The sequence below is a fragment of the Frigoribacterium faeni genome, assembly GCF_007988805.1.
In the GTDB taxonomy this organism is placed as follows: Bacteria; Actinomycetota; Actinomycetes; order Actinomycetales; family Microbacteriaceae; genus Frigoribacterium; species Frigoribacterium faeni.
This window is the reverse complement of the sequence record NZ_BJUV01000001.1, coordinates 224748-243356: the sequence shown is the minus strand read 5'-3', so window position 1 is coordinate 243356 and position 18609 is coordinate 224748. Positions and strand designations below refer to the sequence as shown.

General features: G+C 72.9%; 16 protein-coding genes. 11 read left to right on the top strand and 5 right to left on the bottom strand.

The genetic code is table 11. The annotated features are described in order from the left end of the window. Positions 1-33: 33 nt before the first annotated feature. From FFA01_RS01110 to FFA01_RS01100, 3 genes are all read right to left on the bottom strand, one after another. A complete protein-coding gene (locus tag FFA01_RS01110; RefSeq protein ID WP_146852073.1) occupies positions 34-678 on the bottom strand; it encodes an alpha-ketoglutarate-dependent dioxygenase AlkB in 645 nt (214 codons plus the stop codon). Between the two features lie 79 nt (positions 679-757). Next, entirely contained in the window at positions 758-2392 is a 1635-nt protein-coding gene (locus tag FFA01_RS01105) for an outer membrane protein assembly factor BamB family protein (protein WP_146852071.1), read from the bottom strand. Continuing rightward, positions 2389-3867, bottom strand: a complete 1479-nt coding sequence (locus FFA01_RS01100; protein ID WP_146852069.1) for a hypothetical protein — start codon at positions 3865-3867, stop codon at positions 2389-2391. The genes FFA01_RS01105 and FFA01_RS01100 overlap by 4 nt, the downstream gene beginning before the upstream one ends. 210 nt (positions 3868-4077) lie before the next feature. Between FFA01_RS01100 and leuC the strand changes: the two genes are divergently transcribed. The 6 genes from leuC (at position 4078) to FFA01_RS01070 (ending at position 10602) form a co-directional block, all read left to right on the top strand. Further along, positions 4078-5547, top strand: a complete 1470-nt coding sequence (gene leuC, locus FFA01_RS01095; RefSeq protein WP_146852067.1) for a 3-isopropylmalate dehydratase large subunit — start codon at positions 4078-4080, stop codon at positions 5545-5547. Further along, positions 5547-6143, top strand: a complete 597-nt coding sequence (gene leuD / locus FFA01_RS01090; protein WP_146852065.1) for a 3-isopropylmalate dehydratase small subunit — start codon at positions 5547-5549, stop codon at positions 6141-6143. Before leuC ends, leuD begins: the two co-directional genes overlap by 1 nt. Continuing rightward, positions 6144-7511: a UDP-N-acetylglucosamine 1-carboxyvinyltransferase gene (murA, locus tag FFA01_RS01085; protein WP_146852063.1), complete on the top strand. Its 1368-nt coding sequence runs from the start codon at positions 6144-6146 to the stop codon at positions 7509-7511. 7 nt (positions 7512-7518) lie between these two features. After that, the gene (locus tag FFA01_RS01080; protein WP_244289631.1) at positions 7519-8304 is read left to right on the top strand and encodes a lysophospholipid acyltransferase family protein; all 786 of its coding nucleotides are present in this window, start codon (positions 7519-7521) and stop codon (positions 8302-8304) included. Positions 8305-8377: 73 nt separating this feature from the next. Then, positions 8378-9391, top strand: a complete 1014-nt coding sequence (locus FFA01_RS01075; RefSeq protein ID WP_146852117.1) for an NAD(P)H-dependent glycerol-3-phosphate dehydrogenase — start codon at positions 8378-8380, stop codon at positions 9389-9391. Between the two features lie 77 nt (positions 9392-9468). Then, positions 9469-10602 (top strand): D-alanine--D-alanine ligase family protein, encoded by a 1134-nt coding sequence (locus FFA01_RS01070; RefSeq protein ID WP_146852061.1) that lies wholly within the window; start codon positions 9469-9471, stop codon positions 10600-10602. A 37-nt stretch (positions 10603-10639) separates the two neighbouring features. Here FFA01_RS01070 and FFA01_RS01065 read toward each other — a convergent pair whose 3' ends face one another. Further along, on the bottom strand, positions 10640-11167 hold the full coding sequence (locus FFA01_RS01065; RefSeq protein WP_146852059.1) for a DUF3515 family protein: 528 nt from the start codon (positions 11165-11167) through the stop codon (positions 10640-10642). A 23-nt stretch (positions 11168-11190) separates the two neighbouring features. Here FFA01_RS01065 and thiL point away from each other — a divergent pair, with 23 nt between their 5' ends. Then, positions 11191-12210, top strand: a complete 1020-nt coding sequence (gene thiL, locus FFA01_RS01060) for a thiamine-phosphate kinase (protein ID WP_146852057.1) — start codon at positions 11191-11193, stop codon at positions 12208-12210. Between the two features lie 36 nt (positions 12211-12246). On the opposite strand, the gene rsmD is transcribed toward thiL, so the two are convergent. Continuing rightward, entirely contained in the window at positions 12247-12822 is a 576-nt protein-coding gene (rsmD, locus tag FFA01_RS01055; protein ID WP_146852055.1) for a 16S rRNA (guanine(966)-N(2))-methyltransferase RsmD, read from the bottom strand. A gap of 157 nt (positions 12823-12979) precedes the next feature. Between rsmD and FFA01_RS01050 the strand changes: the two genes are divergently transcribed. The 4 genes from FFA01_RS01050 (at position 12980) to FFA01_RS01035 (ending at position 18606) form a co-directional block, all read left to right on the top strand. After that, positions 12980-14686 (top strand): acyl-CoA dehydrogenase family protein, encoded by a 1707-nt coding sequence (locus FFA01_RS01050; RefSeq protein WP_167627247.1) that lies wholly within the window; start codon positions 12980-12982, stop codon positions 14684-14686. Between the two features lie 41 nt (positions 14687-14727). Next, positions 14728-16926 (top strand): ATP-dependent DNA helicase RecG, encoded by a 2199-nt coding sequence (locus FFA01_RS01045; protein WP_146852050.1) that lies wholly within the window; start codon positions 14728-14730, stop codon positions 16924-16926. A 60-nt stretch (positions 16927-16986) separates the two neighbouring features. Continuing rightward, positions 16987-17469, top strand: coding sequence for a pantetheine-phosphate adenylyltransferase (gene coaD / locus FFA01_RS01040; RefSeq protein ID WP_146852048.1), 483 nt, complete (start codon positions 16987-16989; stop codon positions 17467-17469). 123 nt (positions 17470-17592) lie between these two features. Further along, positions 17593-18606 carry an AAA family ATPase gene (locus FFA01_RS01035; protein WP_371859152.1) on the top strand — a complete coding sequence of 338 codons (1014 nt, stop codon included), beginning with the start codon at positions 17593-17595 and terminating at the stop codon, positions 18604-18606. The last annotated feature ends 3 nt before the right edge of the window (positions 18607-18609 follow it).

Below are 18609 nucleotides of genomic sequence, written 5' to 3'. Positions count from 1 at the left end.
AGACCGGCGCGGCCCGCTCCGGCCGCGAGCGGCCTACGCGGCCCACACCGGTCGGAACTGCACGCTGATGCGCGGACCGACCGCCTTGGTGGTCTTGGCGATGGCGTGCTCGTGGGTGCGCTGGCAGCTGCCGCCCATCACGAGGAGGTCGCCGTGGCCGAGCGGGAACCGTCGCGTCACCCCGGTCGAGCGCGACCGCACCGCGAGGGTGCGGGGCGCCCCGAGCGAGAGGATGCCGACGACGGTGTCGCGGCCGATGGCGCGGCCGACGCTGTCACCGTGCCAGGCGATGCTGTCGTCACCCGTGCGGTAGAAGCACAGCCCCGCCCGCTCGAATCGTTGCTCGACGGGCAGGCCCCGCTCGAGGGCGTAGTAGTCGTTGAGCTCGTCGCGCGCCCGGGCCAGCATCGGGTCGGGCAGGGCGTCTCCGGCGCCGTAGGACGCGACCAGGCGGGGGACGTCGACGACACGGTCGTACATCGTCCGCCGGTCGGCCTGCCACGCGACGTCGGTGACGAGTCGTTCGAACAGGGCGTCGGAGTCCCGGGCCCAGCCCGGCACGAGGTCGAGCCAGGCCCCCTCGCCGAGGTCGAGCCGCTCGACGTGTCCGGCCAGAGGACCGAGCTCCGGGCCGTCGAAGAGGCCGTCGAGCAGGGAGGCGGTGAAGGGGATGCTCATGAGGCAAGCGTACGTCAGATTCGAACGCGTGTTCGAACGGGGGAGCGATCGAGGTGGCGACCGGCCGCCGGCCGCGCCGTCACGGGGCGACGACCTCGGGGCTCGGCGCGACGAGACGGCGGGCCACCCCGTCGACGTCGACCTCGACGAAGCTCCCAGCCCAGGTCGCCACCTGCAGCTGTCCGGCGTACGACCACAGGGTGTCGCCGCTCGCGAGGTCGAAGGCGACGAGCGTCGATCGGCCGCCCGAGCTGCCGAAGGCGAGGGCGTAGCCCACGGTCCTCGAGGCGGCGACCGGCACGGCCCCGTCGGGGAGCGGGATCGTGGCCAGGGTCGAACCGGTGGCGCCGTCGAGCGCCCGCACCGACTGGGGGCCGTCGCCGGGCGCCGAGACGGTCGCGTAGACCGTGTCGTCCGTCTGCCCGGGCAGCCCGTCAGCCGACGAGGCCCCGTCGGCCGGACGCGACCACCGCACCTCGCCGGTGCGCCAGTCCACGCAGCTGAGGCGGTCGTCGCCCAGGTCCGTCACCGTCAGGCAGCTGCGCGCGGCCGAGTACGCCCCCGAGGCCGCGGGTGACGAGGTCCAGGCCGTCGCCCCGTCGAGGCCGACGGCCGTGAATCCGCGATCGACGCCGCGCACCGGTCCGACGACCGCGTCGGGGCGGACGACGTAGCCGCCGAGGTCGTCGAGATCGCTGCGCCACGTGCTCGGCCGTCCGTCCAGGCCGATCTGCACGGTGCTGGTCGAGCGGGCGACGACGAGCCGGTCGGGCAGCGCGAGCACCTGGCCCTCGACGCTGCCCGATCCCTCCCACAGGATGCGCCCGAGATGCCGCACGTCGCGCAGGCGATAGCGGAACGCCGCACCCTCCGAGGGCTGCCACCCCGAGACCACGACGCGTCCCGACGCCTGGAACTGCTCGGAGTCGACCGTCGCCGTCGGCGGCGTGCGCTGCCGGGTCTCGCCGCTGCTCGTCTCGAGCGTGATCAGCACGGTCCGCCCGTCCGCCCTGGCCTGGACGAGCACCAGGTCCGACCCGTCGACGGCCGTCGCCGACGCCACCTCGGCCGGTCCGGACAGGCCCGCGGCCGCGAGGTCCTCGGCGACGTCGTGCACCCATAGGACGTCCCCGTCGGCGGTGTCGACGAGCGCCAGCCGGGTCCCGACCCCGGCCGTCGCGCTGCCGCAGTCGGAGTCGTTGGCGAAGCCGTAGGTCCAGGCGCCCGCGGCCCGGAGGAGGACCCGGCCCGCGCCGACCGGCTCGTCGCGATAGCGCAGGCACTCGGCGGGCGTGTCCGGGGCGAGCACCGTCCCGAGATCGATCGACCAGCCGGTCGCGGTCGGCTCCTCGCGCAGATCGTCGTACGAGATCCCCTGCCAGGGGGTCCGGTCGCCGTAGACCGGCTGTCCGGGCGCGAGCGCGACGGATACCAACGCGGTCGCGACGACCACCGCGAGGTACGCGCTCACGAGCCGACGACCCGAGGAGGCGCGGCGCCAGCGACGACGGAGGCCGCCGGGCGGACGACGGGAGCGTCCTCGGTCGCCGGTTCGCGCCTCCTCGGCCCCTCCGTCGTCGCCGGGGAGGTCGTGCCCGGGCTGCGGACCGGGCGCGGGGGAGACCCGGTCCGCCGCCCGATCCGCTCCGGGCTCCCAGACCGTGGCGGCCGGGGGTGGAGGCGCGGGGCGCCAACGATCGCCGGCGTCGGTCACGAGGTGGCCCCGAGCCGAGACCCGCCGGCGAGCCGGCGGGCGACGCCGAGACCGTCGATCTCGACCAGCGAGCCGCCCCAGAACGCGACCGTCCCCGCCGACCGGAGCGTCCAGAGCAGCCGGCCGGACGAGGCGTCGTGAGCGGCGACGGCGCGGTTCTGCGGGGAGGTCCCCGCCGACAGGTACACCACCGTGCGCGAGGCCGCGACCACGGTCTCGAGATCGTCGGTCGGCACGTCGAACCGGTCTCGGCCGGAGCCTCCGTCGAGGGCCACGAAGCGAGCCGCCCCGGACCGGCGGGCGATCGTGTAGACGTCGTCGGAGGTCTGGCCGGGCGTGGCCCGGGCGGTGAAGCTCTCGCCGGGCGACGCCGTCCAGGCCACCGCGCCGTCCTCCGGACGGAGACAGGTCGCCGCGTCGCCCTCGGCGCCGGTGGCGAGCAGGCACGAGGGCGTGGCCGTGATCGACCGGGCCCGGAGCGGCGAGCTCCAGAGCGGGCGACCCTCGCCGTCGAGCGCCGACGCCGCCTGACCGCCCGGCCCGCTCTGCAGACCGAAGACGCCTCCGGAGGCGCTCGCCGCGTGATCGGCGTCCGGGGCCGCCACGAGGCTGTCGGGCGTCGACCCGTAGGGGGAGGTCTCGCCGGTGCGACCGTCGACGCGCAGGGCGCGGCCGTCGACGCGGACCACGAGCGCCCCCGGGACGAGCAGGGGCGTGCTGCCCCGGTCGACCCGCCCGCGCCAGACCGGCGACGAGAGGGCTCCCGCGTCGACGAGCGTGTACGAGTCCGAGCCCGCGCCGGTCGCCGACGACGTCCGCAGCTGCAGGCGCCCGAGCGTCGCGACGCTCACGCTCGGCAGGTCGCGGCGCTCGCGGGCCGTCTCGAGGGCCCCTCCGTCGCCGATGTCGAGGGCCGCCTGCACGGGACCCCGCGAGGACTGCGTCTGCACGACGACCCGGCCCGCGGAGGGGACGACCTGGGCGGCCGGAATGCTCGACGGGTCGGCGTCGGGCACGTCGGCGACCAGGTCGTGCACCCATTCGACGTCGCCGGTGTCCACGTCGACGAGCGCCACCCGGCTCGTCCGGTGGTCGAGGGCGGCGTCGCGGCACTCGGCGGCGGCCGCGAGGACGTCCGCCTTGAGGTCGACGTCGGCCTCGAGGTCGAGATCGATCGAGGTGGTCACGGCCACGAGCCCGTCGACGGCGGCCGACGGCCAGAGATGCACGCAGCGGGCCGGCGCCTCCGGCGCGAGCAGGGAGGCGAGGTCGAGCGACCAGGCCGTCTCGGTGGGCGACGAGCGGAGGTCGTCGACGGCGACGCCTCCCCACGGTCGACCGGTCCCGTAGTCCGGGTCGGCCGCCGAGCCGCCCACCACGACGACGATCGTCGCGACCCCGATGGCCCCGTAGACGGTCAGGAGGCGCAGGGCGCGTCGGCCGCTCGCGGCCGGTCGACGACGGGGTGCGGACACGGGCGGATCGACCTCCTCGTCGAGCGGCGCCGTCGGGGGCTCCGACGTGTGCCGTCATGCTATTCGGAGCGGCGGGGCCCGGCGGTCGGGGTGTCGGGAATGAGCGGCGCCCCGGCGGACGTTGAGCCCGGCAGGTCGGGGAACACGCCGGGGACACTGGCGTAGACTTCGACGATCATCCGACCAGAGAGCATCGAGAGAGGCGGGCCCGTGGGTAGAACGCTGGCCGAGAAAGTGTGGGACGACCACGTCGTCGTCAAGGGCGAAGACGGAGCCCCCGACCTTCTCTACATCGATCTCCACCTCGTCCACGAGGTCACGAGCCCGCAGGCGTTCGACGGTCTCCGTCAGGCGGGACGCCCGCTGCGGCGCACCGATCTCACGATCGCGACGGAGGACCACAACACCCCCACCCTCGCCATCGACCGGCCGATCGCCGATCTGACCAGCCGCACGCAGATCGAGACCCTCCGTCGCAACACGGCCGAGTTCGGGGTCAGGCTCCACCCGCTCGGCGACGCCGAGCAGGGCATCGTCCACGTGGTCGGTCCTCAGCTCGGTCTGACCATGCCCGGCATCACCGTCGTCTGCGGCGACTCGCACACCTCGACCCACGGAGCCTTCGGCGCGATGGCGTTCGGCATCGGGACGAGCGAGGTCGAGCACGTGATGGCGACCCAGACGCTGCCGCTGAAGCCGTTCAAGACCATGGCCGTGACCGTCGAGGGCACCCTGCGACCCGGGGTCACCGCCAAGGACATCATCCTGGCCGTCATCGCCCAGATCGGCACCGGCGGCGGACAGGGCTACGTGCTCGAGTACCGCGGCAGCGCCATCCGCTCCCTGTCGATGGAGGGGCGCATGACGATCTGCAACATGTCGATCGAGGCCGGCGCCCGTGCGGGCATGGTCGCCCCCGACCAGACGACCTACGACTACCTGCGTGGTCGCCAGCACGCTCCCGAGGGCGCCGACTGGGACGACGCGGTGGCCTACTGGGACACCCTCCCCACCGACGACGACGCCGTGTTCGACGCCGAGATCTTCCTCGACGCCGACACGCTCGAGCCCTTCGTGACCTGGGGCACCAACCCCGGGCAGGGCGTCTCGCTGAGCGATGCGGTCCCCGACCCCGAGGCGATCGACGACCCGAACGAGAAGGCCGCGGCCAGCCGGGCCCTCGAGTACATGGCCCTCGACGCCGGCACCCCCATGAAGGAGATCGCGGTCGACGCGGTCTTCATGGGGTCGTGCACCAACAGCCGCATCGAGGACCTCCGCGCGTTCGCGTCGATCGTCCGGGGCCGCACCAAGGCCGAGGGCGTCCGGGTGATGGTGGTCCCGGGATCGGCTCGCGTCCGACTCGAGGCGGAGGCCGAGGGCCTGGACAAGGTCTTCACCGACTTCGGCGCCGAGTGGCGCTTCGCCGGCTGCTCGATGTGCCTCGGCATGAACCCCGACCAGCTCGCTCCCGGAGAGCGCTGCGCGTCGACGTCGAACCGCAACTTCGAGGGGCGTCAGGGCAAGGGCGGCCGCACGCACCTGGTCTCCCCGCTCGTCGCCGCGGCCACCGCCGTGCGCGGCACCCTGTCGTCGCCGTGGGACCTCGCCTCCGACACCCCGATCGGCGACGCCCTCGCCGCCGAGCTGGCCGCGACCTCGACGGGGGGCGCGCTCTGATGGAGAAGTTCACCACCGTCACCGGCGTGGCCGCGCCGCTGAAGCGATCGAACGTCGACACCGATCAGATCATCCCCGCCGAGTTCCTGAAACGGGTCACCAAGACCGGCTTCGAGGACGCCCTGTTCTACTCGGCGCGCCAGGACCCGGACTTCGTCCTGAACCGACCGGAGTACCAGGGCGCCCGCGTGCTGATCGCCGGCCCCGACTTCGGGACCGGGTCGAGTCGCGAGCACGCCGTCTGGGCTCTCCGCGACTTCGGCTTCGACGTCGTGCTGAGCGCTCGGTTCGGCGACATCTTCCGAGGCAACTCGGGTAAGCAGGGGCTGCTGGCCGGCATGGTCGACGAGGCGGACATCGAACGCCTCTGGGCGGTCGTCGAAGCGAGCCCCGGCATCGAGATCACCGTCGACCTCGAGCAGCAACGCGCCACGGTCGGCGACCTCACGGTCTCGTTCGAAGTCGATGCTTACACTAAGTGGCGTCTCCTCGAAGGCCTCGACGACATCGGCCTGACCCTCCGCGACGAAGCGGCCATCACAGAATTCGAAACCCGCCGCGCCGCCTGGCGCCCGAAGACATTGCCGGTGAAGTAAGTGAACTCTCTCGTCCAAGATGCAGCAGCAGCAGGAGCTCGTGTGGGACTCAAGTCCGATGAGATCGTCATCCGTGGCGGCAAGCCGCTGATCGGTCGGATCGAGGTGCGCGGTGCCAAGAACCTCGCCACCAAGGCCATGGTCGCCGCCCTGCTCGGCGACACCCCGAGCATCCTGCGCGACGTCCCCGACATCAGCGACGTCAACGTCGTCCGGGGCCTGCTCTCGGTGCACGGTGTGCGCATCACCGACCCCGCGCGCGGCGAGATGATCCTCGACCCGTCGAACGTCGAGTCGGCGCACTTCGCCGAGATCGACGCCCACGCCGGCTCGAGCCGCATCCCGATCCTCTTCTGCGGGCCGCTGCTCCACCGGCTCGGCGAGGCGTTCATCCCCGACCTCGGCGGCTGCCGCATCGGCGACCGTCCGATCGACTTCCACCTCGACGCGCTCCGCGCCTTCGGCGCCGTCGTCGACAAGTCGTACAACGGCATCCACCTGACCGCCCCCAACGGACTGGCCGGCGCGAACATCGAGCTGCCCTACCCGAGCGTCGGCGCCACCGAGCAGGTCCTCCTGACCGCCGTGCTGGCGTCGGGCGTGACGGAGCTGCGGAACGCGGCCATCGAGCCCGAGATCATGGACCTCATCGCGATCCTCCAGAAGATGGGCGCCATCGTCTCGGTCGAGCCGAACCGCGTCATCTTCATCGAGGGCGTCGAGAAGCTCCGCGGGTACACCCACCGGGCGATCAACGACCGCAACGAGGCCGCCAGCTGGGCCGCCGCGGCCCTGGCGACCAAGGGCGACATCTTCGTCGAGGGCGCCGACCAGAAGGACCTCATGACGTTCCTCAACGTCTTCCGCAAGGTCGGCGGCGACTTCGACGTCCACGAGGACGGCATCCGCTTCTTCCACCCCGGCGGCGAGCTCAAGCCCGTCGTCGTGGAGACGGACGTGCACCCCGGCTTCATGACCGACTGGCAGCAGCCCCTGATCGTCGCGCTCACGCAGGCCCAGGGCACGTCGATCGTGCACGAGACGGTCTACGAGAACCGCTTCCAGTTCACCGAGGCGCTGAACGACATGGGCGCCGACATCACGGTGCACAAGGACGGCCTGCCCGGTCACGACCGCCGCGTCGCCCGTCGCGAGTTCGAGCAGGCGGCCGTCATCAACGGTCCCAGCAAGCTGCACGGCGCCGACATCCGCGTGCCCGACCTCCGAGGCGGCTTCAGCCACCTCATCGCCGCGCTGACGGCCGAGGGCGAGTCGAAGATCAGCAACGTCGGCATCATCAGCCGCGGCTACGAGCACTTCATCGCGAAGCTGCGGAAGCTCGGCGCCGACTTCGACTTCCAGGGCTGATCGGCCGGTGGCACCGGAACACGACCCCGACGCACCCGTCGTCCCGGTCGCGGCTCGTGGTCGCCGCAAGGAGAAGGGCGCGTTCTTCCGGACGCTCGCGACTCCGGCGGCGCCGCTGTTCGATCTGATGGCGACGATCGACATCGTCGACGGGCACAAGCTGCCCGCCCACGGGTCGTTCGTCGTGACGCCGAACCACTACACGAACATCGACCCGGTCGTGGTGGGGCGGGTCCTCTGGGCCCTCGGTCGCGTACCGAGGTTCCTGGCCAAGGCGTCGCTCTTCCGGGTGCCGGTCTTCGGCCGCATGATGCACGCCATGGGCCACATCCCCGTCGAGCGGGCCGGGCGGACGCACGACAACGACCCGCTCGCCGCCGGCCGTGCGCTGGCGGCCACCGGCGGCGGCGTGATCGTCTACCCCGAGGGAACCCTCACCCGCGACCCCGATCTGTGGCCCATGAAGGGCAAGAGCGGCGCGGTGCGCCTCGCTCTGGCCGCCGACGTGCCGCTCATCCCGATGGCGCACTGGGGCAGTCAGCAGCTGATGGGCCGGTACTCGTCGAAGCTGCGCCCGTTCCCGCGCAAGCGGATCACCGTCGTGATCGGCGATCCCGTCGACCTCTCGGCCTACCGCGGCCGGGCCCTCGACCAGGCGTCCATCACCGCCGCGACCGCGCTCGTCATGCAGTCCATCACCGAGCTCGTCGAGCGCCTCCGCGGCGAGGAGGCCCCGGCCGAGCGCTGGAACCCCGCCGCCAACGACCAGAAGGAGACCGGCCGCTTTGAGTAGTCCCGATTCACGCGAAGGCGCCATCGAAGCCCTGGGCGAGGGTGCGGTGACGACCGAGGCCATCTCCATCGTCATGCGCGCGGCGATCCCTCGCCGGGTGGCCGTCCTGGGATCGGGCAGCTGGGGCACCACCTTCGCCAAGGTGCTCGCCGAGGGCGGCGCCGACGTCACGCTCTGGGCCCGACGCCCGGAGGTCGCCCGCGAGATCACCGAGAGCAAGCGGAACACCGACTACCTGCCGGGGATCAACCTGCCCCGCACCCTGGTCGCGTCGTCGAGCGTCGAGACGGCCCTCGCGGGAGCCGAGCAGGTGTACCTGTCGGTCCCGAGCCAGACGCTGCGCGAGAACCTGGCGGCCGTCCGCGCCCTCATCCCGCACGGTGCGCCCGTCGTCAGCCTGATGAAGGGCGTCGAGAAGTCGACGGGCCTCCGGATGAGCGAGGTCATCGAGCAGGAGCTCGACATCGACCGGTCCCTCATCGCCGTGGCGTCGGGGCCGAACCTCGCGCTCGAGATCGCCAAGCGTCAGCCGACGGCCGCCGTCGTGTCGTCGCACAGCCTCGAGACCGCGACCCTCGTCGCGGCCACGGCCACCAACCCGTACTTCCGCTCCTTCGTCAACACCGACGTGATCGGCACCGAGTTCGGCGGCGTGCTGAAGAACCTCATCGCCGTGGCCATCGGCATCGTCGACGGCGTGGGCTACGGCGAGAACACGAAGGCGTCCATCATCACGCGCGGGCTCGCCGAGATGACCGCGTTCGCGGTCTCGTTCGGCGCCAAGGCCGAGACCCTGGCCGGTCTGGCGGGGCTCGGCGACCTCATCGCCACCTGCGAGTCCCCGTTGTCCCGCAACAACACCGCCGGTCGCCTCCTCGGCCAGGGCTACGCGTTCGGCGACGTCGTCCGGCAGATGAACCAGACGGCCGAGGGGCTCGCCTCCGTCGCCCCGATCCTCGAGCTGGCCCGCAGCCGAGGCGTCGACATGCCCATCGTCGCCCAGGTCGCCGAGGTGCTCGCCGGTACGCTGGATCCGCGGAACATCGCTCCGCACCTCACCGAGACCAGCGAGCCCCAGGGCGAGTGACCCCGGGTCGAGAGCACGACCGCACGTGCTCCGGCCCCGGTGTCGCCGGCCTCCCGAACACCCCGAGAGGGACCCCGATGAGCACCGACACGACGAGCACCCCCGCGGCAGCCGGCGACACCCCCAAGCAGACGGTCGTCGTCCTCTTCGGCGGACGCTCCAGCGAGCACGCGATCAGCTGCGCGACAGCGGGCGGGGTCCTCGCCGCGATCGACCGGACGCGCTTCGACGTCCTCCCGGTGGGCATCACCCGTGAGGGCGCGTTCACCCTCCAGCCCGACGACGCGTCGCGGTTCGCGCTCTCCGCCGACACCCTGCCCGCGGTCGTCGACAACGGCACCCGCGTGCACTGGCCCGAGTCGGCCGAGAGCCGTGAGCTGTCCGTCGTCGAGCCCGACGGCGGCGTCCGGCTGCTCGGCCGCGTCGACGTCGTGTTCCCGATCCTGCACGGACGCTTCGGCGAGGACGGCACCGTCCAGGGGCTGCTCGAGCTCGTGGGGCTGCCCTACGTGGGCGCCGGCCTGCTCGCGTCGTCGGTCGGCATGGACAAGCACTTCACCAAGACCGTGCTCCAGGAGGCGGGCATCGCCGTCGCCCCGTGGCGCACCGTCCGGCGACGCGAATGGCTCGCCGAGCCGTCCGCCGTGGCCGACGCCGTGGCGGCCCTCGGCTTCCCCGTGTTCGTCAAACCGGCCCGCGCCGGGTCGAGCGTCGGCGTCTCGCGCGTCGACTCGGCCGAGCAGCTGGCCGCCGCGATGGAGATCGGACTCGCCGAAGACCACAAGGTCCTCGTCGAGGCCGCCGTCGTCGGACGCGAGATCGAGTGCGCCGTGATCGGCGGACGAGACGGCGGGGCTCCGCGCACGTCGGTCGGTGGCGAGATCGTCCTCGGCAGCGACGCCTTCTACGACTTCGAGTCGAAGTACCTCGGCGCCCCGGGGGCCGACCTCGTCTGCCCGGCCGACCTCTCGCCGGACGAGCTCGCCGAGATGCAGCGTCTCGCCGCCCTGGCGTTCGAGTCGGTCGACGGCACCGGGCTGTCGCGGGTCGACTTCTTCCTGACCGACGACGGCTGGGTGATCAACGAGATCAACACCATGCCCGGTTTCACGCCCATCTCGATGTTCCCGGCGTGCTGGCTGGCCAGCGGCCTGAGCTACCCCGAGCTCATCACCGAGCTGATCGAGCTGGGGCTCGAGACCGAGCGCTGAGCGCCCGACGAGACCCCGGCGCCCCCGCCCGGCGGGGTCAGGGAGCGGTCGTGGCGTCGCTGCCGGGCAGGTCGTCGACGCCGACGCAGGCACGGCCGTCGTTCGGCAGGTAGCCGACCGCGTCGGCGAGGTCGAAGAGGGCGCTGCTGCCCGCCTCGGCGGTGACGATCACCTGGACGGCCGGTGTGCGGCCGTAGGTGGTGAAGACGAACGTGTCGGGGTCGTCCGGGTCCTGATCGGCCAGCCAGTCGACGCCGCTGACGGGGTAGCAGGGCAGGTCGGAGACCGCCGGGGCCTCGACGCCGCAGCGCAGGAGCACCTGCGTGGGCGAGCCCCAGGCCCCGGTGGCCTGCGCGTCGGTCTCCCGACGCTCGTACGGGGCGCTCTCGGGGCCCACCAGTTCGGGCAGGTGCACCGTGACCTGGGCGCAGGCCGGGTCGTTCGAGTCGGCGGCCGACGTCATCGGCACGGCCGCCGTGCAGCCGGCGAGAGCGGGGACGATCACGGCACCGGCGGCGAGCAGGCGGAGGAGACGGCGACGGGGGCGCCTGGTCGGGCTGGACATCGCAACCAGGCTACCGTCGTCACATGGAACGCCCCGCCACGTCGGTCGACGTCGAACCACCCGTCACGGTGCAGGGGGCGGGCGAGCTCGCCACCCTCGCGCGCATCCTTCCCCGGCTGCCCCGGGGCGACCGCACCGAGCTCGGCCCGGGCGACGACGCCGCCGTGGTCGCCGCACCCGACGGTCGGTTCGTCGTGACGACCGACCTGATGGTGCACGGGCCCGATTTCCGTCTGGCCTGGTCGACGCCGTACGACCTCGGCTGGAAGGCCGCCGCCTCGAACCTCAGCGACGTCGCCGCGATGGGGGCCGCCCCCACCGCGCTCGTCGTCGCCCTCGCCGTGCCGGGCGAGACGCCGGTCGCCGATCTCGAGGCCCTGGCCGACGGGCTCCGCGAGGCCTGCGCGGCGATGGCGCCCGGCTGCGGCGTCGTCGGAGGCGACCTCTCGGTGTCGGCGACCCTCACCGTGGCGGTGACGGCCTTCGGCGACCTCGAGGGACGGGCGCCCGTCCGGCGCGACGGCGCGAGGGCGGGCGACGTCGTGGCGGTGTCGGGGGCCCTCGGGCGGTCGGCCCGCGGCCTCGACCTGCTGTTCCGTCTGGGCGTGGACCACGAGGGCGTGCCCGACGCCCGGGCGGCGGCGGCCCTGCGCCGACGCGATCCCGACATCGGCTGGCACGTCGCCCCGACCCCGCCCGTGGCCGACGGTCCCGCCGCCGCCCGGGCGGGAGCGACCTCGATGCTCGACCTGTCCGACGGGCTCGCCCTCGACGCCGGGCGGGTGGCGCGCGCGAGCGACGTCGTGATCGACCTCTCGTCGTCGCTGCTCGGCGACGACCCCGCGGCGGCCCTGGCCGGGGGAGAGGACCACTCGCTCTTCGCGACGTTCCCGCCGGACGTCGACCTGCCGGGCGGCTTCCGCGCCGTCGGGCACGTGCACGACCGGGCCGGAGGCGCGCCACGGGTCACGGTCGACGGCTCGGAGCCGGGCGAGCCGGGCGGGTGGGACCCGTACCGTCTGTGGTCCGGGGCGCGGGGGTGACCACCCGGCCCCGTGCCTCCTCGGGGCCGGCGTCCGTCAGTCGCGGAGCGCGAACCAGACCGTGGTGTCGCCGTACTGCTTCTTGACGTCGAGGGTCAGACCCGCGGGCCAGACGGGTTCGCCGTCGCGGGAGGCCCGCTCGACCACCACCAGGGCCTCGTCGTCGAGCAGCGGCAGCAGGGCCGTGAGGTCGTCGGCGAGGTCGGCGGCGGACAGCTCGTAGGGCGGGTCGAAGAAGACGAGGTCGACGAGCGCGCCGCTGCCGGTCAGGAAGGAGCGCACCGGCTGCGCGACGACGTCGACCCGAGGCGGCGTCCCGCGGGGCGGCTTCGGCGCCCGCGACAGCACCGAGTCGGCGTTGCGGCGGAGGACCTTCGCCGCCGCCGGGGCCTTCTCGACGAGCACCACCGAGGCCGCGCCGCGCGACGCCGCCTCGAGACCCAGCCCTCCGGTGCCGGCGTAGAGGTCGAGCACGCGGCGGCCGCGGATCTCGTCGCGCGCGTCGAGCGACGAGAACAGGGCCTCGCGCACCCGGTCGCTCGTCGGCCTCGTGCCGACCTTGGGGACGACGAGCGAGAGGTTGTCGGCGAAGCCGGAGATGATGCGGGACATGGGGTCAACCATGCCAGGTCGTCGGGAGCCGAGCAGCCGGTCGGGGCGACCCGGCTTCGAGCATCCCGACAACGCGACGACCGCTCGACCGCCGCCGGTTCGTCGGACTCGCACAACGGGTTTGGCCCGTCCGCCCGGCCCCGGCACGATCGGTCCCATGACCAGCGTCGATCGCACCGTGAGGCCCTCGTTCACCAAGTCGCTGTTCGCGGGGCGGATCGCCTCCGAGCTCGTGCTGCCGTACCCGGGGATGACCGCCGCCGAGAAGGCGCGGGTCGAGACGGTGTCCGCGTCAGCCCGGGAGGTCCTCGCCGGCTACGACCCGCTGAAGGCCGAACGCGAGGGGTGGATCGGCGACGACACGATCCGCGAGCTCGGCGAGCGGGGGCTGATGGGGCTCTTCGTCTCCGAGGAGTACGGCGGCCTGGGTCTCGGTCAGAGCGCCTACTGCCGCGTCTACGAGGAGTTCGGCCGGGTCGACGGCACCCTGGCCACCGTCATGGGGGTCCACCAGTCGATCGGCACGAAGCCCCTGCACCTGTACGGCACCGACGATCAGAAGGCCCGGTGGCTGCCGGACCTCGCGAGCGGTCGCAAGCTCGCGGCGTTCGTCCTCACCGAGCCGAACGTGGGCAGCGACGCCTACGCGCTCGAGACCCGGGCCGAGCGGCAGAGCGACGGCAGCTGGATCCTGAACGGCGAGAAGCGCTGGATCGGCAACGGCGACAAGGACGTCCTGACGGTCTTCGCGCAGAGCGACCTCGGGCACGTCGCCCTGATCGTCGAGAAGGGCATGGCGGGGCTGAGCACCGGACCGCGCTTCGAGACGCACGGTCTGAAGGCCAATCACCTGCAGCGTGTGCACTTCAACGACGTCCGCGTGCCCGCCGAGAACCTGCTCGGCGAGCCGGGCGACGGCTTCCGGATCGCCGTGAACACGCTCAACAACGGTCGCATGTCGATGGGGACGGCCATCGCCGGCGGCATGAAGAGGTTCCTCGAGCTGAGCCTCGAGCACACGGAGGCGCGACACCAGTTCGGCAGGCCGCTCGCCGACTTCGAGATGGTCGGCGACAAGCTCGCGTGGATGACCCGGCAGATCTACGGGATCGAGTCGATGTCGTACCTGACCACGGGTCTCGTCGACCGCGGCGACACCGACTTCGCGCTCGAGTCCGCCATGACCAAGGTCGCGGCGAGCGACACGGGGTGGTATGCGCTCAACCGGGCCGTGCAGCTGCACGGCGGCGAGGCGTACATGGAGGGGCACCCGCTGTCGAAGGCCCTGCGCGACTTCCGCATCTTCCCGATCTTCGAGGGGGCCAACGACGTCCTCCGGGCGTTCGTCGCCCTCAACGGCCTCAAGACGCTGAGCGAGGAGCTGCCCGACGTGGCATCGCTGAGGATCGGGGACCCGGGGCGGGCTCTCGGCGTCCTGGCCCCGTACGTCGCCGGCCGCGTGCAGCGCCGCATCAGGCCCGAGCGTCCCGTCGGCGTCCACCCCGCGCTCGCGAAGCAGGCCGCCCAGGTCGGCGAGCAGGTCTCGCGCCTGCGTGAGCGGGCCGAGGGGGCGCTGCGGAAGCACGGCAGGAAGGTGCAGGAGCAGCAGCTCGTCCAGAAGCGCCTCGCCGACGCGGCCAGCGGCATCTACGCGCAGACGGCCGTGCTCTCCCGCGCCTCGACGGCCCTCCAGGAGGCACGGGCCGACTCCGACGCCGAGCGTCGCGTGGCCGTCGGGTTCTGCGAGCAGTCCGCACGCGAGGTCGGGCGACGGCTGAGGGCGCTCGAGGTCAACGACGACCGGCACGTGACGGCGCTCGCCGCGGCGACCCGCGCCTCCGGGGGCTACTCCTTCTCGCTCTGACCGGCCGTGGCGTGTCGGGGGCGGGCAGTAGCGTGGTGTCCGTGCCCGACTCACCCCTCGACGCGTCCCTCGCCGGTGCCCTCGGCGGGCGCACCGCCACGGCGCTGCAGAAGGCCTTCGGGCTGCGCACGGTCGGCGACCTACTGACGCACTTCCCCCGGCGGTACGCCCGCCGCGGCGAGCTCACGGCGCTCGACCAACTGCCCCTCGGCGAGTCCGTCACGATCGTCGCCCAGGTGCTCGACGTCCGCGAACGGACCATGCGCGCTCGCCGGGGGTCGATCCTCGAGGTGCGCATCGGCGACGGCCAGGGCATCCTCACCCTCACGTTCTTCAACCAGGCCTGGCGGGCCAAGGACCTCGTCCCCGGCGCGCGCGGCATCTTCGCCGGCAAGGTCGGCGACTACCGGGGTCTCCGGCAGCTGGCCCATCCCGACTACGAGCTCTTCGACGCCTCGCACGAGGCCGTGGCGGGGGTCGGCGACCAGCAGGCCCAGAAGTGGGCCAAGCAGCCGATCCCGATCTACCCGGCCAGCGCCTCGGTGGCCTCCTGGCAGGTGCAGAAGTCGGTCGAGGTGCTGCTCGACTCGCTGCCCCCGATCGACGACGCCGTCCCCCGATCGGTCCGGTCCGAGCTCGACCTGATGCCCGTGGCCGAGGCGTACGAGCGCATCCACCGCCCCGAGACCGACCGCGACCACCTCACGGCCCGCGACACGCTGCGGTTCGACGAGGCCTTCGTGCTGCAGAGCGCCCTGCTGCAGCAGCGAGCGCTGGTCCGACGCTCGGCGGCCACCCCCCGGCGCGGGGGCGCCCTGCTCGCCGGGTTCGACGCGGCCCTGCCCTTCGAACGCACCGGCGACCAGAGGCTCGTCGGCGACGAGATCACCCGCGACCTCGAGGCCGAGGTGCCCATGAACCGCCTCGTGCAGGGCGAGGTCGGGTCGGGGAAGACCCTCGTCGCCCTGCGGGCGATGCTCGCCGTGGCCGAGAGCGGCGGCCAGTCCGCCCTGCTCGCCCCCACCGAGGTGCTGGCGGCCCAGCATCTGCGGTCGATCACGGCGACCCTCGGTCCCGACCTGGCCGCCCGGCTGCGGCCCACCCTGCTCACCGGGCAGATGACCGTCGCCCAGCGCAGGAAGGCCCTGCTGTCGATCGTCAGCGGGCAGGCGCACATCGTGGTCGGCACGCACGCCCTCATCAGCGAGACGGTCGAGTTCTTCGACCTCGGACTCGTCGTCGTCGACGAGCAGCACCGGTTCGGCGTCGACCAGCGCGAGGCGCTGCGCAGGAAGGGCGCGACCCCGCCCCACGTGCTGGTGCTCACGGCCACGCCGATCCCGCGCACCGTAGCCATGACCGTCTTCGGCGACCTCGACATCTCGACCATCGCCGAGCTGCCGAAGGGTCGTCAGCCGATCGAGTCGTTCGTCGTCCCGCTGGCCGACCACCCCGGCTGGGCCGGTCGCATCTGGCAGCGTTCGGCGGAGGAGATCGCGAAGGGGCGGCAGGTCTTCGTCGTCTGCCCGGCGATCGACGCCGCCACGACCGAGCCGGGCGACGAGGTCCCCGACGCGGCACCCGGCGAGGGCGACGCCGAGGGCGACGGCACCGCGCCCGCCCCCGAGCGGGCGAGCGTCGAGGGCGTCCTCGCGTCGACGGCGACCCTCCCCGTGCTCGCCGGTCTGCGGATCGAGCCCCTGCACGGGCGGATGAGCTCCGACGAGAAGGACGACGTCATGCGCCGCTTCGCGGCCGGCCGGATCGACATGCTCATCGCCACCACGGTCATCGAGGTGGGCGTCGACGTGCCCAACGCCTCGACCATGGTCGTGCTCGACGCCGACCGGTTCGGCGTGTCGCAGCTGCACCAGCTGCGCGGGCGCGTCGGGCGCGGCGGGCACCCGGGTCTGTGCCTCCTCGTGACCCATGCCGAGCTCGAGACGGTCGCCCGCGAGCGGGTCGACGCCGTGGCCTCGACGCTCGACGGATTCGAGCTGGCGCAGGTCGACCTCGACCTCCGCCGCGAGGGCGACGTGCTCGGGAACCTCCAGTCCGGCGGGCGCTCGTCGCTCCGTCTGCTGAGGGTGGCGCGCGACGGCGACCTCATCGGGCTGGCCCGCGAGCATGCGGCCGAGGTGCTCGACGCCGATCCCCGTCTGGCCGAGCACCCGGCGCTGGCCGCCGCGATCGCCCGCCGTCTCGACGATCGCGGTCGCGAGGCGATGGGCAAGAACTGACGGTCGCCGTCACGGGCGGCGCTCGGTCAACCCCCGGGGCGCACGGACTACTGTGTCGACATGAGCAGGATCGCCGTCGTCCCGGGGTCGTTCGACCCGGTCACCCTCGGTCACATCGATGTGATCGCGCGTGCCGCCAACATCTTCGACGAGGTCCACGTGCTCGTGGTCCACAACCCCGACAAGTCGGCGTTGCTGCCCCTGGCCCAGCGGGTCTCGCTGCTGACCGCGTCGCTGCGCGACGCGGGCCTGCCCGAGAGGGTCAGCGTGCACAGCTGGAGCATGGGACTCCTCGTCGACTACTGCACCGACGTGGGCGCCAGCGTGCTCGTCAAGGGCATCCGCTCGCAGGTCGACGTGGCGTACGAGACCCCGATGGCGATCATGAACCGCAGTCTCGCCGGCGTGGAGACGGTGTTCCTGCTTCCGGACCCCGCGCACGCCCACGTGTCGAGCTCGCTCGTGCGTCAGGTCGCCGGTCTCGGCGGCGACGTCGCGCCGTACGTCCCGCGCGTGGTCGCCGAGTACCTGTCGACGACCTGAGGGCGCGGCTCCGGCCGCACGATCCCCGCGTCACGACGTCCGAGGACCGACCCGAGCGCACCTCCGCTCCGAACAGCACACGATGCACCGCCCGACCGATCCGACTCGTCAGAAAGCATCCCGATGACCACCACCAGCCGTCCCGTCGACCGGACCGACGCCTCCCTCGCCGACGGGCTCATGCCGCTCGACGAGGTGCAGCGCCGCGCACGCAGCATCCTCGACGCGGTCGGCACGGTGATCGACGGGAAGGACGGCGCCATCAGCACGGCGCTCACGGTGCTGCTGGCCGAGGGGCACCTGCTCATCGAGGACGTCCCCGGCGTCGGCAAGACCCAGCTCGCGCGCGCTCTGGCGAAGGCCGTCGACGCGACCGTGACCCGCATCCAGTTCACCCCCGACCTCCTGCCGAGCGACATCACGGGCGTCTCGGTCTTCGACCGCCCGTCGGGCGGCTTCGAGTTCAAGCCCGGCCCGGTCTTCGCGAACGTCGTCATCGGCGACGAGATCAACCGCGCGTCGCCGAAGACCCAGTCGGCCCTCCTCGAGAGCCTGGAGGAGCGGCAGGTCACGGTCGACGGCATCACCCACCCGCTGCCGGACCCCTTCCTGGTGGTGGCCACGCAGAACCCGGTCGAGATGGAGGGCACCTACTCGTTGCCCGAGGCGCAGCGCGACCGCTTCATGGCCCGGATCTCGCTCGGCTACCCCGACGCCGCGAGCGAGCTGCGCATGGTGCAGCAGCGGGAGCGCGTCAGCCCGCTCGACGTGCTCCGTCCGCTCGTGTCGCTGACCGAGCTGACCCGCATGATCGCGGCGGTCCGTGCCGTCTACACGGCCGAGGCCGTCGAACGCTACGCGGTCGCGCTCGTCCAGGCCACCCGCGTGCACCCGGACGTGCGGCTCGGGGCGAGCCCGCGCGCGACCCTGCAGCTGATGCGAGCCGCGAAGTCATGGGCCGCGCTGAACGGGCGCGAGTTCGTGGTGCCCGACGACATCGACGCGATGAGCGGTCCGGTGCTCGGCCACCGGATCATCCTCGCCGGCCGGGCCGGGGCCGGCGCCGTGTCCGCGGCGTACGACGTGGTGGCGGACGTGGTCGGGTCGACGCCCGTGCCCCTCGGCGACGCCGGCTGATCG

Excerpts from the sequence above, each read along its gene's own strand:
- FFA01_RS01110 (WP_146852073.1), bottom strand. The coding sequence starts at position 678 with ATGAGCATCCCCTTCACCGCCTCCCTGCTCGACGGCCTCTTCGACGGC.
- leuD (WP_146852065.1), top strand. The coding sequence starts at position 5,547 with ATGGAGAAGTTCACCACCGTCACCGGCGTGGCCGCGCCGCTGAAGCGA.
- FFA01_RS01075 (WP_146852117.1), top strand. The coding sequence starts at position 8,378 with ATGCGCGCGGCGATCCCTCGCCGGGTGGCCGTCCTGGGATCGGGCAGC.
- FFA01_RS01070 (WP_146852061.1), top strand. The coding sequence starts at position 9,469 with ATGAGCACCGACACGACGAGCACCCCCGCGGCAGCCGGCGACACCCCC.
- FFA01_RS01065 (WP_146852059.1), bottom strand. The coding sequence starts at position 11,167 with ATGTCCAGCCCGACCAGGCGCCCCCGTCGCCGTCTCCTCCGCCTGCTC.
- thiL (WP_146852057.1), top strand. The coding sequence starts at position 11,191 with ATGGAACGCCCCGCCACGTCGGTCGACGTCGAACCACCCGTCACGGTG.
- rsmD (WP_146852055.1), bottom strand. The coding sequence starts at position 12,822 with ATGTCCCGCATCATCTCCGGCTTCGCCGACAACCTCTCGCTCGTCGTC.
- FFA01_RS01050 (WP_167627247.1), top strand. The coding sequence starts at position 12,980 with ATGACCAGCGTCGATCGCACCGTGAGGCCCTCGTTCACCAAGTCGCTG.
- coaD (WP_146852048.1), top strand. The coding sequence starts at position 16,987 with ATGAGCAGGATCGCCGTCGTCCCGGGGTCGTTCGACCCGGTCACCCTC.
- FFA01_RS01035 (WP_371859152.1), top strand. The coding sequence starts at position 17,593 with ATGACCACCACCAGCCGTCCCGTCGACCGGACCGACGCCTCCCTCGCC.